This is a genomic window from Prevotella veroralis DSM 19559 = JCM 6290 (assembly GCF_000377625.1).
In the GTDB taxonomy this organism is placed as follows: Bacteria; Bacteroidota; Bacteroidia; order Bacteroidales; family Bacteroidaceae; genus Prevotella; species Prevotella veroralis.
The window spans coordinates 120,324-134,557 of sequence record NZ_KB898329.1; the positions used below are offsets into that span (position 1 = coordinate 120,324).

The following is a 14,234-nucleotide window of genomic DNA, read 5'->3' on the forward strand; positions in this document are numbered from 1 at the left end:
ATCACCTATGGGTAATTCAATAGGGAAGATCTTGGACTATGTATTCGTACCTCGAATATGTTATCGTCCACGTCTCTCTTCCATCATGGCAGGGCTTAGCCATGATGAAAGAGAGATTGTTATGGATCGTGTTGCCTACTATAATAAACTTCAAGAGCATACTCATATAGATGGAGCAACTACTGTTGGGCAATATAAGTTCCCATTAAAGAAGCAACAGTTTGGCGATAAGAAGAGTCGTCTCTCTACTTATTTCTTTGACCAGTATAGTGTCTTGAAGTATTTCCCAGCGGCATGTAGATTTAGATATGAGCATGGGGATGTAACCCATGTGCCGTCTCAACCAACGTTTGTAAAGAGCCGTCCGATAGCAGGGGACAATGTGAATGCGGTCTTGCTGAAGCTCGATCAGCATAGACACTTCCGTTTCGTGCATGACGAGAAGGCTTTTGCAGAAAAGAAGAACATGCTTGTCTCAAGGACAACATGGTGTAATGCTCGTCCTCACAGACGCAGGTTTTGCGAGATGTTTTGGGATCATCCCATGTGCAATATAGGTAAGTCTCAAGCCGAGCCAAACGAAGATTTCCCTGAAAGTATCAAGGGATTCCTAAGCATTGAGGAGCAGTTAGATTATAAGTTTGTCGCTTGCATTGAAGGAATGGACGTTGCAACGAACCTCAAGTGGGTGATGTCCTCTAATTCAGTAGCCGTCTCCGCACCTATGATTTATGAGACTTGGTACATGGAAGGAAGGCTTATTCCAGATTATCATTATATAGAGGTAAAACCTGACTACTCGGACTTGATAGAGAAAATAGAGTACTATATTGCACATCCATCAGAGGCTGAAACCATCATAGAACATGCCCATGAATGGGTGAAGCAGTTCCAAAATCCAAGAATAGAATTGGCTACGCAGCTTGCAGTAGCACAAAAGTACTTTGACTTAACAGACCTATGATGACTAACGATAACCAGCGGCATGGACGGAAAGTGCATATTGCATTCCTTTCAAAAGACTTCCCTTGCGGTGGAGCAGAGCGTGTAACGTGTGATGTGGGCAACTGGTTATGCTCCCACGGATTCGCTGTTACGGTCTTTGTTATGAACCATTTGCAAGAGAACTATCCGAAGGGTTTCCAGCGATTGTTCGATGTGAAACCTCTTCCTAAGGGTAATATCCTATGGTCACCACGTGTTGCCAAGGCTATTCGTGATGCCATATTAAGGGAGAAGGTGGATATTCTTGTGACTTATCAGAAGCAACGCTATGCTGCTTGGTTGAAGGCAAAGACAGGTGTAAAGATGGTCTTTGTCCTCCACAATCCACCATTCCATGAACTGTTGGGGCTTACCGTAGCTATTGGTGAAGCACATCCTTTTAAAAGGAGTCTGTTACAGGTATGGAAGAAGGTAATGGATATGGATTATTACAGAAAGTACCAGAAAGTATATCACTGGGCGGATGCTTATGGTGTTCTTTGTCAGTCTTTTAAAGATCAATTGACGAAGAACTTGAATCTATCAGCTGATAATAAGGTATGTGTCTTACCCAATTCTGTATCCTTACCAACTGATGTGAACTTGGATAAAGAGAAGATCATTCTTTATTTGGGACGCTTTGCTCATATACAGAAGCGTGTTGACCGCTTGTTACGAATATGGAAGATCGTACAGCCGCAGCTACCTGATTGGAAGTTGGAGATTGTTGGCGGAGGTGTAGAAGACGCATCATTAAGGGCAATGGCAACAACGCTTGAACTGAAGAATATAGCTTTTGAAGGACCGACCAATCAGGCAAAGAAGTATTATGATGAGGCTGCAATCTTGTGTATGACATCGTCTTATGAAGGCTGGCCGTTGGTTTTGGCGGAAGCACAAACTAATGGTGTTGTTCCTATTCTGTATAATAGTTTCACAGCAGCTACAGCTGTTGTCTCAAGCAAAGAGGAAGGTGTTCTGATAGAGCCATTCGATAAAGAAGCATACGCCAAAGCGTTAGTTGCACTTGCTAAAGACGATGAACGCAGGAAGAGAATGCAGTTACGAGTGATTGAGAAAGCAAAGACATACAGTATTGATAATACAGGGGCTGCATGGCTCCAGATGGTTAGGAGGATACTAAATGAAGATAGGGGTTGATGCAAGGAAGATATTACGTAATGCCACGGGATTAGGCAATTACGGTCGGACATTGGTGTGTAATATGTCAGAGTTGATAGCTGACAACGATCGTCTCTTGCTGTTTTCTCCAGATGAAGGGAAGCCTGCTTTGAAAGCTATCTCTATACCTCAAAAAGGAGAGTTGGTGGTTCCTACAAATTCATCCATCCCTTTATATAAAAGGTGGTGGCATTTGAAAGGAATGGTAAAAGACCTCCGTAAGCATGAAGTGAATGTCTTTCATGGACTCAATGCAGAGTTACCAAAGGGTATTAGTAAGGTTGTTCCTGCCATTCTTACAGTTCATGACCTTATCTTTCTGCGCCATCCCGAATGGTACAAACCCATTGATAGATGGCTTTACACCCGTCGTTTCTATAACGCCATCAATGAGGCAACACACATCATAGCCATCTCTGAATGTACAAAACGAGATATTATAGAGTATGGGAAGGTGCCCGAAGAGAAAATATCGGTAATCTATCAGAGTTGTAGTACACGTTTTGCAGCTCCTGTAGATGTGTCTTTAAAGCATAAGGTAAGGGAGAAGTATCATCTTACAAACGACTTCATCCTCTTTGTTGGTACGATAGAAGAGCGCAAAAATGCCCTTGAGATAGTGGAAGCCTTATCTTATTTGGAAGGTGTTGATGCGGTTATTGTGGGTAGAAGAACCCCTTATGCCGATCGAATAGAGGCGAAAGCTAGGGAACTTGGAGTCGCTGGTAGGGTTCATCTCCTATCTGGTATTGATGATGAAACATTGCATGCTCTATACCATTCGGCAGCTGTCTTTGGTTATCCGAGCCGTTATGAAGGGTTCGGAATACCCATCATTGAGGCAATGGAAGCTAGTCTCCCTGTTGTCGCAGCGACGGGAAGTTGTTTGGAAGAAGCTGGTGGTAAGGGTAGTCTATACGTGAGTCCAGATGATCCGAAGGCATTTGCTGAGGCTATAAAGCGCATGTTGCCGGGTGGTGACCGGCGTGAGCAGGCTATCTGTGAAGGCTTGGAATACGTCAAGAAGTTCGATGGTAAGAAGGTTGCCCAACAGGTGATTGACATATATAATAGGTATGGCAAATAAAGAAAACAAGCGTATCCTTGTCATAAGACTATCAGCATTGGGGGATGTTGCAATGACTATCCCTGCTATCTATAGTGTGGCTAGAACCTATCCACAACACCGTTTCTATGTGTTGACGATGGCTTTTTGTACCAAGCTCTTCATCCATGTTCCAGAGAATATAACACTGTGTCCTGTGAAGGACAGAAAGGCTGTCTTAGAGCCAATTAAGGGCTTGAAGTTTGACGCTGTAGCCGATTTACACAACGTGATGCGCTCTTGGAAGATTGATTTACGCTATCTTTTGCGAGGCGTGCGAGTGACAATACTTGACAAGAAACGTAGTGAACGACATGCGATAACACATCAACATAAGTACACGGAGAGTAAGTTTACAGCACGATACTTCGATGTTTTTAGACGATTAGGGCTACCTTGTGAACCTCAGTTCGATGGTTTGTTCGATAAGAAACCAACCCTACCTCTACAATTAACAAAGCCGGAGAACGAACATTGGATAGGTATTGCACCCTTTGCAAGATATAAGAATAAGACCTATCCAGCTAGTCAGATGCAAGAAGTTATTGCCTTGTTGAATCAGACAGAGAACGTGAGAGTGTTCTTATTCGGCGGTAGGGGAGAAGAAAAAGCAACTTTAGAGTTATGGGCAAAAGAGTTGGCTAACGTCAGATGTATCGCTGGTTCATTGCAATTACACGAGGAATTGGCACTGATGGCATGGCTTGATGTAATGGTGTCTATGGACTCTGCCAATATGCACTTAGCCTCTCTTGCAGGCGTGCGTGTCGTGAGTATATGGGGCGGAACAGCTCCCGCTTGTGGCTTCTTAGGCTGGCAGCAGCAAGAAGGTGACGCTTTGTTGACACATTGTGATTGCCAACCTTGTACGATAGCGGGGGCAGATGAGTGTGCAAAAGGTGATTACCATTGCATGACGACATTAACCCCATCGCAAGTTGTAGATAAGTTGATGAATGTGATAAAGACGAACGATAAGAAGTGATATAACGTATAGATAAAGATAAGAACATCTATTAGATAGACTGAAAAAATTGATTATGAAGAAAGATCTTTCAATATTATTGTGGCTGTTTATAGCCTTTACTTTGTTTTTCTTAGGTATTCAGAAGCCGTTATTCCTCATTTATAACCATGGCTTCGGAAAATTATCTCCATCGTTCCATGACGTCTTGGAGATTTATGTACATGGTTTTGCCATTGATATGGCAACGGTGGGTTATATGATGGCAATACCTCTTTTGCTCTTTGGTATCAAATGGGCATGGGCGAAGTTCCCTATTAAGAAGAGTTTAAACATCTATCTCGTCATTATCTCCATATTACTGACATTGGGCGCGTTAGCCGATGCATCGTTGTATGAGTTTTGGGAGTTTAAGCTCGATCGGATGGCGTTCTTTTATCTTAATGACCCAAAGGATGCCTTTGCAAGTGTGTCAGTAGGTTATCTGCTTGTACGTCTACTCGGTTGGATTGTACTAGCTGCTATCTCATACGCCCTGCTTGCATGGCCTTTATGGAAAGTACAATTAGGAAAGATAAAGACAAATCCATGGTTGCGTGGTGTCCTTTTTGTTGTGATAGGAGGAGCCTTGTTTGCTATGATTCGTGGTTTAAGAATATGGCCAAATACGCCAGGTCGTGCGTTTTATAGCAATGTCACATTCTATAATCATGCAGCTTTGAATCCAATCTTCAACCTTATGTACAGTCTTCAGAAGGAGGAGGACGACTACAAGGAATTTGATGCTTTCGATGAGAAAACGCGAGCTAAGCTATATGAGGGTCTATTTCCAACAAAGGCCGATAGTACGGAGAAGCTCATAAAAACATCACGTCCTAATGTGTTAGTAGTGGTTCTTGAGGGCTTTGGCTCATGTTTCATTGAAGGCTTAGGAGGTATGAAAGATGTTGGGGTAAACATCAATCGCCTCTTACCAGAGAGTGTTGTCTTCGATAGTTGTTATTGTGGTAGCTTCCGAACAGACCGTGGTATTGTGTGTGCAGTGAGTGGTTATCTGGGGCAACCAACGACAAGTATCATGCGTTTTACACATAAGATCAAGCATTTGCCAGGCTTACCAAAGACCCTGAAGAAGTATGGCTATCAGACACAAGCACTCTATGGAGGCGACGTGTCATTCTTTAATATGTCTGAATACTTCCTTGATTCGGGGCATGACAAGCTAGTGACAGAGGATGACTTCCCCGCTTCTGACAGAACAACTAAGTGGGGAGTACCAGACCATGTAACCTTTAACTGGTTGTATAATGACATTGTTCGTCGTGATAAGGAAAAGTCTGGTCCATGGTACACTACCTTCTTAACCATCAGTTCTCACAACCCGTTTGATGTGCCTTATCATCGTTTGAAGGATAAGAAATACAATGCTTTCGCATATACGGATCAGTGCTTTGGAACATTCATAGATAAGTTGAAGAAGACTCCAGCATGGAAGAATCTACTCATCGTAGTGGTTGCTGATCATGGATTTAACTGGCGTGAGATTGCTTCACCGAAGTTCCCTTACATTCCATTCTTGATGATGGGCGGTGCTATTAAGCATCCTCAGCGTATCCATAAACTGATAAGTCAGACCGATCTTCCTGCTACTGTCTTAGGTCAAATGGGTATTCCTCATGAAGACTTTACCTTTAGTCGTGATGTAATGGGTAATACTTATCGTTATCCGTTTGGCTTCAATACCTTTAATAATGGCTTCAATTTCTGTGATTCAACAGGCTGTACTGTCTATGACAACGTAAGTAAACGAGCTATTTATGGGAATGACAAGCGACGCATAAACATAGGAAAAGCCATTTTGCAGACCCTGTATCACGATATGGCAAAGCGTTAATAGTAATACAGAATCATGTTATGAATCTCATACGAAAGATTAGAAATTACATCTCTTCATGCCGTTGGGTAGTGCCAATCACTACTCAATGGCCTTTATTTATAAGTTATATCGTATTGATAGGATGGAGTTCTATAACTCAGAATATCTATGCGCGTGCTTTCGTAATCTACTTGCATGCTTATATCGCGACCGCTATCGTCACATGGACTAAACGCTCGTGGGTGAAGGTGCTGATCTATGTTTTAGCCTTTATCTTATTCTTTATTAATGCCTCATTGAAGGTTAACTATGACTTAGAAATATCCCCCAGCGTATTGATGCTGTTAGCTGAGACGAATGCAGAAGAGAGCTCGGAGTTCTTACATTCATTGCTGCACACGAGTACAGCATGGGTTATTCCGGCATTGACAGTGGTCTTTGTTGTACTTGTTGTAATAGCTGAGAAGAAGAGGACGAAAGGTACATTATATTTAGAAAGGAAACGTCCTTTCCGTATATTGTCAGTATTTTCTGGGATAATGCTCACTGTTGGTGTGATTGGTTCCTATTGTTATATAGGTCTCTTCCAGTGCAAGAATCCAGATGACGTCTCTGTTTGGAATCTACACATGAGTTACCCCAGCGATGCGCTAACAAGGGTGGTTGTGGCTCTTTATGATTCACATCTGGCTAAGAAAGAAATGGAAGGAACAGCACTATTAGCGGAAAATGTGAAGTCAACAAAGAGTGATATTGGAGCAAAGGATTCGTTGAATATCGTCCTTGTGATCGGTGAATCGTATATAAAAGATCATGCTTCTGTGTATGGATATGGACTTAATACTACTCCTTTCTTATTGCATGAGAAGAAAGCGGGACGATTAGTTGCATTCACAAATGCCGTCTCTCCATATAATTTTACAACCAAGGTAATGCGCAATCTGATAAGTACGAATAGTCTTGAAGATGGTGTTCGATGGAGCGAACGCCCACCATTAACGGCCGTATTCAAGCGAGCTGGCTATTTTGTCAGTATGTATGATAATCAAAGAACCTTTGCTTTTGGAGCAACATTCACCTTTGCTTTGAACAGTTATCTTTATGCACCACGTGTCTTGAAAGTATGCTATGATAGGACAAACAACAATTCTTTTGAGTATGATGGACAATTAGTTGATAGATATAAACGTGATTTTCAGGAGCAACATAGCCATGCTCTGACTATCTTCCATCTCATGGGACAGCATATAGAAGCTGTTAAGCGTTATCCTGCTGATAGGCAGTTTAACCATTTCTCTGCTGATAGTATTAAGCGGAAGGAACCATGGATAACAGAGGAGATGAGGAGGGGTATTGCTGAATATGATAATGCTACATTATATAACGACTATGTGATGAAGCAGATAATCAGTCAATATGCTCATCGGAATGCAGTGGTTATCTATGTTTCTGACCATGGTGAAGAGGAGTATGACTATCGTCCAAGTGCGGGTAGAAAGGGCAGTGATGATCTGAAAAATATGCTTTATTATCAATACAGTGTACCTATGATGGTGTGGTTCTCTGATGCCTTTAAAGAGAAATATCCTACTAAGGTTCGGCAGATAGAGGCTTCGGCAGCAAAGCCTTTGATGACAGATAACATTTGTCAAATACTGTTCTATCTTGGTGGTTTGACCTCTTCTCCCTATTACTTAGCTAAGCATAATGTGTTGAGCAAGGACTATGTTTGTGGGAAGCGCATCGTTGATGATAAGTATAATTACGATAAGATCGTGCGCCCGTGAGGGATAACAAATAAGAACGGGGTGCTCTTTAAGGATATAGAAGGGCGTCCCTTCATATTGTGCGAAGCCTCATCTCCATAGGTGCGGGTATTCCCCTCATTATATGAAATAGTATTCGTGTTAAATTCCCAAAGGTAGGATGTGACAGGCGGAAGTAGGATAGAATGAAGAGAAAAGGGTAATGTGATAAAGTGCAAAGTTAATTTTGCTGTCATTCCTGTCACTCTTTTGTAGCATGTAACTACCTGTTTGTTAGTAAGTTGTTTGAAATGTTAAAAGTGACAGCAACTTTAATTAAAAATAAAATAGGGTTTTAAGAGTATGAAAAAGGTTCGTTTTCCACTCTCGTTGATACCCCATCATCCAACGAAAATATAAGTGGATATACTAAGTAAACAATCTTGTGGATTCGAGTAAAGAGCATTTTAAATTGCACCTTTTCGATAAAAAAGTTTGGAGAAGTTTTGTTGTTTAAATAAAAAACGCTACCTTTGCACTCGCAATTCAGTAATGAGTTAGCTCTTAATGGGATATGGTGTAATGGTAACACTACAGATTCTGGTCCTGTCATTCCTGGTTCGAATCCGGGTATCCCAACGCTTAGAGAGATAGAGTTATCTATCTCTTTTTTATTTTTGTGCATTTCCTTCCTTCATTATATACGCCAATTTGCAGTTAGAGATAGACTGTGCCTACTCTTTTATAATCATAGCCTTGGTACGTAAACATAATTGTTTTTGGTCTTGAAGAATATATTTCCCGATAGAGCTTATAAAAGAAAACCAGCAACTTAGATGTTAGATCTAAGTTGCTGATTGCTTATTGTGGACCAGCCTGGGCTTGAACCAGGGACCTCCAGATTATGAGTCTGTTGCTCTAACCAACTGAGCTACAAGTCCGAGATGTGGTTGATACGGGTGCAAAGGTAATGAATTAAATGGAAAAAGGAGAATGGAGTTGAAAGAAAGTTGCGGTTTTAACACATTTTGAGAAGTGGTGGATAGTGTTTGTGGCGGTTTCTAAGTAACTTTGCAAGGAGCTTCGTTAAGGTGTGCAAGGGGCTTTGCTAAGGAGAGTAAGGATCATCGTTAAGGAGGGAAGGCGCTTTGTCAAGAGGTGATAGAAACTTTCCAGAGAGGTGAGAGGAGCTTTTCTAAGGAGTGAAAGGAGTAGGAGGAGCGAAAGAGAGGTAAGATAATAGTGCTGTTGAGGAGGATTGTTTGAAGAGATGGAAGAGGGGAGAAGGAGGACAGATAGCTGTTGGAAGGATGGTAAATAGTGTATAAGGAATTTGGAAACGATATATATAAAGCAAGGAGAGAAGGTTGAGATAGGAGAGCTGGTAGCTACTATCGGCTTCTTTGATGGTGTGCATCGTGGGCATCAGTATTTGATAAGGAATGTGGTTGAAGAGGCGCATCGGGTAGGGATGGTGTCGGCTGTGATAACCTTTGATGAGCATCCTCGGCAAGTGTTGAAAGTATCATTGGGGAAGGAAGAGGATGTTAATAGCCGACCAGAATTGCTATCATCGCTTGATGAGAAACTGCTGTTATTATCAAAGACAGGCATTGATAAAGTCATTGTGTTACACTTTGATGTTGCATTGGCAGACTTATCTGCACGCGAGTTTATGGAGGACGTCTTACGCAATCAACTGAATGTACGGAAGCTGCTTATCGGTTACGACAATCGTTTCGGGCATAATCGTTCGGAGGGATTCGATGATTATAAGCGATACGGCGAGCAGTTAGGAATAGAGGTCATACACAATAATGCCTACCTTCCCGATGGTGAGAAGATTAGTTCGTCACAGATAAGGACGTATATAAAAGAAGGTGATATCGTGCGTGCCAATCACTGTTTAGGTTACGATTACACCATCTCTAGCAAGATTGTGAGCGGCTTGCAGAATGGTCACAAGTTAGGTTTTCCCACTGCCAACCTCGATATCAACACTTGCCAACAGCTCCTACCTATGCGTGGCGTATATGCTGTCATGGTTCAATTAGACCACTCCCTCGTATGGAAGCGTGGGATGATGAATATCGGCAAACGCCCCACATTCAATGGAACGAAAGAGACTTTAGAAGTAAACATCTTCAATTTCGAGGGCAATCTCTATGGGCAAGATGTCTCTATCCGATTCATCAGTAAGATACGAGATGAGCGTAAGTTCGATTCCCTCGAAGCCCTATCCCAACAGCTCGAACAAGACAAACATACCATCAACGAACTCTTCGATAGGCGTCATCCGATGGTTGATAACATTGTAGAACAATAATAAACAAGGAAGAATATGAAGTCAAGAAAATTATGGACAGCCGTTCTTTATACCATATTATTCGTAGCACTCTTCATTGTGTTGCAAGTTATTGCATTAGTAATTACCGATCTTACAGTTTCATTCATTAATGGAACTCCCTTCTTAACCACGATGAATGGTGCCAAAGATGGTACTTCGATAGCTCTCTCATCAGTGATTAGTAGTTTGTTAACCCTCCTCCTCTTCACTCGTACAAAGTGGGCACAAGTATCTAACCTCTATCTCAAGTCACGTCCGTGGGGCGTTCTCCTTTGGGCAGCTTTGCTTGCTTTAGGTTCTATTCTTCCGATGGAGTTTATAGCAGAAAAGATTAATCTCACCATGCCCGAACAAACGGAAGCAATGTTCCAAAGCATTATGGAGACATCATGGGGATATATCGCCTTAGGTATCATGGCACCATTGGAAGAGGAGGTAGTCTTTCGCGGTGGTGTACTCCGTGTACTTCTGAATGCAACGGGCAGTAAGAGTCACTGGATAGCTATCATCCTCTCGGCTCTCGTCTTTGGTTTCATCCACTTCAATCTGGCGCAGGGAATCCACGCCTTCTTGCTCGGTTTGGTACTTGGATGGATGTATTATCGTACAAAGAGCATTCTACCAGGGCTTATGTTGCATTGGATGAACAACACAGTAGCCTATGTGATGTTCCATTTAATGCCACAGATGAGCGACGGAAAGCTCATTGACTTCTTCCATGGAAGTGAGCGAATGATGTATGGCGGACTGTTTTTCTCGCTTTGCATACTCATCCCGTCCATCTTTCAATTAGCCCTTCGGATGAAGAAAGCATAACGACGAACCTTCTTATTCCACAATGATAAGGGTGCATCAAATGTCCGTTAGGATTATTGATGCACCCCTTTTTTAGTCCTGTTACCTATGACCTCTTTCTGTCTCAAGCCTTGATACACACAGTCTCAAGCCCTGATACACACAGTCTCAAGCTATGAGACCCACAGTTTCAGTACATGAAACGCAGGGTTTCAATACATGGAACGCAGGGTTTCAATATATGGAACGCACAGTCCCATGCAATGGAAGGTGAGAAAGAAAGTACCAGGATGCTCGATTTTCCTATCTGTTATGTATGCGAAGTTACGTCTTTATTAGTACCTTTGCATAGTTTTTAGAGTTGATTTAGATGTTTCGTTCGTTCTTTAACAGGCGTTTTTACAAGAGTGTAAGTATTATTCTCGTAGTTCTCCTATTGTCATCTATTGCCAGTCGTAACCTCTCGTTGACAAGAAGACATATACAAAGATGTGCCGTAGATGTGACTGAAAAGTCTTATTATCAGTTGGACGTTGATGGCAAACCAGCAGCTTATTTCTCTGATTATACCGACTCTACTTTCGTTGGTGGTAGTCTCTCTGCCGACAGCATACACTCACGTATGTCCGTCTCAGAGGGCTATTGGGTGAATAAACTCCCCATTTTGCCTTCTTGCTTTGGGCGTATAGCAGTGATAAGGCGCCATTATCCTTCTACAATTATCAATCTGAAGGATCAGAAACTGCGCCATGTATTGATGTATGCGTTGCTGAAGATGGATATAAAGTTGGTGGGTTTGCAGTCCAAGCGGAACGAGACAGCCTATTATCTGCGCGTTCATAGTGTGCAAGATTATGGCTATAACAAGATTGCCGATTATCATACAAAGTTGGTGCAACAGATGGATTCACTACAAAGGATTATACATGCTTTGCAAGATATAAAGCCCAGCTCGCGTCTCCGTATCCGTCAAGTGAATCAATACACAGCACGTGTATGGTATAAGCCAGGCGAGATAATGGTTTGTAATCGCTTGAATGACGAGTCAAACCGATGGGCTCTTTGCTTGCAGACATCTGATTGTATGACTCCTTGGAGGATCTCTTCACGCTTCGGCAGAGAGCGAGGTATGCAAGAGAGTTTGCGTCACTTCAAGTCTTATCCGCATCCCGTTCTCGGCTTTCCGGCAGGAGCTTTGATCGATTCTGCGGGTTATTACGTTGGCGAGCAACGAAGAGGAAAGGCTGAGGGATATGGTCAGTATTATGGTAATGATGGTAGTTTCTATGATGGGCATTGGCTGGATGACAAACGAAATGGCTTTGGTATCAATGTTGCGCCACATGACTTTCTGAAGGTAGGGGAGTGGAAGAACAACGTATTTAAGGGCGAACGTCTCACTTACAACGCTGACCGTATCTATGGCATAGACCTTTCTAAACATCAACATGAGAAGGGGGAGCAGCGTTACGGCATAGCTTGGAGCAAGTTAAGAATCACTCATCTTGGTACATTAAGCACTAAGAAGATCAAAGGAGTGGTTGATTATCCGATCTCATTTGCCTATATCAAGGCAACTGAAGGGCGTACTTTGCTCAACAACTATTACTATTCTGATTACTTGGCAGCCCGTCAGCAGGGGATCAGAGTGGGCTCTTATCATTTCTTCTCAACCTTGTCTTCGGGCTATATGCAGGCTAACTTCTTCTTAAAGAAAGCTCGATTCAGAAAAGGCGACCTACCCCCTGTGCTTGACGTAGAGCCTACTGATGCGCAAATTCATGCTATGGGAGGTGCTGAAGTGCTGTTCAAACAAGTGAGGATATGGATGTCTATGGTATTTAAACATACGGGTCATCGCCCGATACTCTATATCAGTCAGTCGTTTGCTAACCGTTATATGCCCTTAGCCCCTGACCTTGGTGATAACTATCTCGTGTGGATTGCGCGTTATGGAGAGTATAAACCTAACTTCAAGTTAGCTTACTGGCAGCTTAGTCCTGATGGTAAGGTGCGTGGTATTCATGGTGATGTTGATATCAATGTGTTCAATGGTTATCGCAATCAATACGAAGACTTCTTAAAGAGACATTGCTTTTGAATGTCGCTTTAAGAAGTTATAAATAATTGTGTGATACGATTCAAATGCGCCTTAGAGAGTAATTTCTCCAGAACCAAAGCAGCGGTGGTGCTGCTCATCATATATGACACAGAACTGTCCGGGGGCAACTCCATGAATATTCTCTGTAGAATGGATGAGGCACTTCCCATCGCTTAGTTGCTCCACGGTAGCCGTGTGATACTCCGGTGTATGGCGTATCTTGAAAGTCACCTTAGCTGGTAGTTCCGTGATACCTTCGGTTAGGAAGTGGAAATCATGCAGTGGGAAGTCCTTCTTATAAGCTGTTGCTGGATCATAACCATGGCTTACATAGAGAAGATTCTGCGCCACATCCTTCTTAACAACGAACCAAGGACCGCCTCCAAGACCCAATCCTTTGCGTTGTCCGATGGTGTGGAACCATAGTCCACGGTGCTCACCAATCTTCTTACCAGTCTCTAATTCGATGATGTCACCCATCTGTTCCCCCAGATAACGACGTACATACTCATTGTAATCAATGTTCCCAAGGAAGCAAATACCCTGTGAGTCCTTCCTACGAGCATTGATTAAGTGCTCCTGTTCGGCAATTTCTCTCACCTCATTCTTCGCATAATGCCCTATAGGGAATATCGCTTTCTTTAGTTGCCAATCGTATATTTGAGCTAAGAAGTCGGTCTGATCTTTTACAGGGTCAGGGCTTGTTGTAAGCCATTTACGCCCAGCAATCCATTCAGTCTGCGCATAATGCCCCGTTGCAATTAGGTCATAATCATGTCCCATCTTCGCATCGAAGGCACCAAACTTTATGAGTCTGTTGCACATCACATCAGGGTTTGGAGTGAAACCAGCCTTTACCTTTTCCATAGTATAGCTCGTTACCTGATCCCAATACTCCTTATGACAATCGATGACCTGCAACTTGCAGCCATAACGATGCGCCACGGAAGTAGCCATCTCCAAGTCTTCTTCAGAGTTGCAATCCCATTCTTCCTTCTCTTCTGGTCCTATCTTAATATAGAAACAATCGGGGTGTAAGCCCAGTCGAGCAAACTCATACACGACGACCGAGCTATCTACACCGCCAGAGAGAAGCACAGCAATGCGTTTATCTTTTATCTCCTGAATATCCATT

General features: G+C 42.6%; 10 protein-coding genes and 2 tRNA genes. 10 read left to right on the forward strand and 2 right to left on the reverse strand.

Features of this window, described 5'->3' with window-relative positions; genetic code table 11:
- Nucleotides 1-7 precede the first annotated feature (7 nt).
- The 7 genes from D464_RS0106140 (at nt 8) to D464_RS0106170 (ending at nt 8,495) form a co-directional block, all read left to right on the forward strand.
- A complete protein-coding gene (locus tag D464_RS0106140) occupies nt 8-964 on the forward strand; it encodes a glycosyl transferase family 90 (protein ID WP_018910623.1) in 957 nt (318 codons plus the stop codon).
- On the forward strand, nt 961-2,145 hold the full coding sequence (locus tag D464_RS0106145) for a glycosyltransferase (RefSeq protein WP_018910624.1): 1,185 nt from the start codon (nt 961-963) through the stop codon (nt 2,143-2,145). Before D464_RS0106140 ends, D464_RS0106145 begins: the two co-directional genes overlap by 4 nt.
- Complete coding sequence (locus D464_RS0106150; protein ID WP_026284647.1) at nt 2,129-3,253, forward strand: glycosyltransferase family 4 protein; 1,125 nt, start codon at nt 2,129-2,131, stop codon at nt 3,251-3,253. Before D464_RS0106145 ends, D464_RS0106150 begins: the two co-directional genes overlap by 17 nt.
- Entirely contained in the window at nt 3,243-4,256 is a 1,014-nt protein-coding gene (locus D464_RS0106155; protein ID WP_018910626.1) for a glycosyltransferase family 9 protein, read from the forward strand. The genes D464_RS0106150 and D464_RS0106155 overlap by 11 nt, the downstream gene beginning before the upstream one ends.
- 55 nt (nt 4,257-4,311) lie before the next feature.
- Nucleotides 4,312-6,129 carry an LTA synthase family protein gene (locus D464_RS0106160; RefSeq protein WP_018910627.1) on the forward strand — a complete coding sequence of 606 codons (1,818 nt, stop codon included), beginning with the start codon at nt 4,312-4,314 and terminating at the stop codon, nt 6,127-6,129.
- Between the two features lie 20 nt (nt 6,130-6,149).
- Complete coding sequence (locus tag D464_RS0106165) at nt 6,150-7,898, forward strand: phosphoethanolamine transferase (protein ID WP_154649587.1); 1,749 nt, start codon at nt 6,150-6,152, stop codon at nt 7,896-7,898.
- Nucleotides 7,899-8,424: 526 nt separating this feature from the next.
- Nucleotides 8,425-8,495 (forward strand) — tRNA-Gln (locus tag D464_RS0106170).
- A gap of 228 nt (nt 8,496-8,723) precedes the next feature.
- Here D464_RS0106170 and D464_RS0106175 read toward each other — a convergent pair.
- Nucleotides 8,724-8,797 (reverse strand) — tRNA-Ile (locus tag D464_RS0106175).
- A gap of 392 nt (nt 8,798-9,189) precedes the next feature.
- Between D464_RS0106175 and ribF the strand changes: the two genes are divergently transcribed.
- From ribF to D464_RS0106190, 3 genes are all read left to right on the forward strand, one after another.
- Nucleotides 9,190-10,182, forward strand: coding sequence for a riboflavin biosynthesis protein RibF (gene ribF, locus D464_RS0106180; RefSeq protein WP_018910629.1), 993 nt, complete (start codon nt 9,190-9,192; stop codon nt 10,180-10,182).
- Between the two features lie 15 nt (nt 10,183-10,197).
- Entirely contained in the window at nt 10,198-11,019 is an 822-nt protein-coding gene (locus D464_RS0106185) for a CPBP family intramembrane glutamic endopeptidase (protein WP_018910630.1), read from the forward strand.
- Nucleotides 11,020-11,368: 349 nt separating this feature from the next.
- Nucleotides 11,369-13,099, forward strand: coding sequence for a GH25 family lysozyme (locus tag D464_RS0106190; RefSeq protein WP_018910631.1), 1,731 nt, complete (start codon nt 11,369-11,371; stop codon nt 13,097-13,099).
- Nucleotides 13,100-13,150: 51 nt separating this feature from the next.
- Here the strand turns inward: D464_RS0106190 and mnmA are convergent, their stop codons facing one another.
- Nucleotides 13,151-14,233: a tRNA 2-thiouridine(34) synthase MnmA gene (mnmA, locus tag D464_RS0106195; protein WP_018910632.1), complete on the reverse strand. Its 1,083-nt coding sequence runs from the start codon at nt 14,231-14,233 to the stop codon at nt 13,151-13,153.
- Nucleotide 14,234: the final 1 nt, after the last annotated feature.

Excerpts from the sequence above, each read along its gene's own strand:
- D464_RS0106185 (WP_018910630.1), top strand. The coding sequence starts at position 10,198 with ATGAAGTCAAGAAAATTATGGACAGCCGTTCTTTATACCATATTATTC.
- D464_RS0106155 (WP_018910626.1), top strand. The coding sequence starts at position 3,243 with ATGGCAAATAAAGAAAACAAGCGTATCCTTGTCATAAGACTATCAGCA.
- D464_RS0106150 (WP_026284647.1), top strand. The coding sequence starts at position 2,129 with ATGAAGATAGGGGTTGATGCAAGGAAGATATTACGTAATGCCACGGGA.
- D464_RS0106190 (WP_018910631.1), top strand. The coding sequence starts at position 11,369 with ATGTTTCGTTCGTTCTTTAACAGGCGTTTTTACAAGAGTGTAAGTATT.
- D464_RS0106140 (WP_018910623.1), top strand. The coding sequence starts at position 8 with ATGGGTAATTCAATAGGGAAGATCTTGGACTATGTATTCGTACCTCGA.
- D464_RS0106160 (WP_018910627.1), top strand. The coding sequence starts at position 4,312 with ATGAAGAAAGATCTTTCAATATTATTGTGGCTGTTTATAGCCTTTACT.
- mnmA (WP_018910632.1), bottom strand. The coding sequence starts at position 14,233 with ATGGATATTCAGGAGATAAAAGATAAACGCATTGCTGTGCTTCTCTCT.
- D464_RS0106145 (WP_018910624.1), top strand. The coding sequence starts at position 961 with ATGATGACTAACGATAACCAGCGGCATGGACGGAAAGTGCATATTGCA.
- D464_RS0106165 (WP_154649587.1), top strand. The coding sequence starts at position 6,150 with ATGAATCTCATACGAAAGATTAGAAATTACATCTCTTCATGCCGTTGG.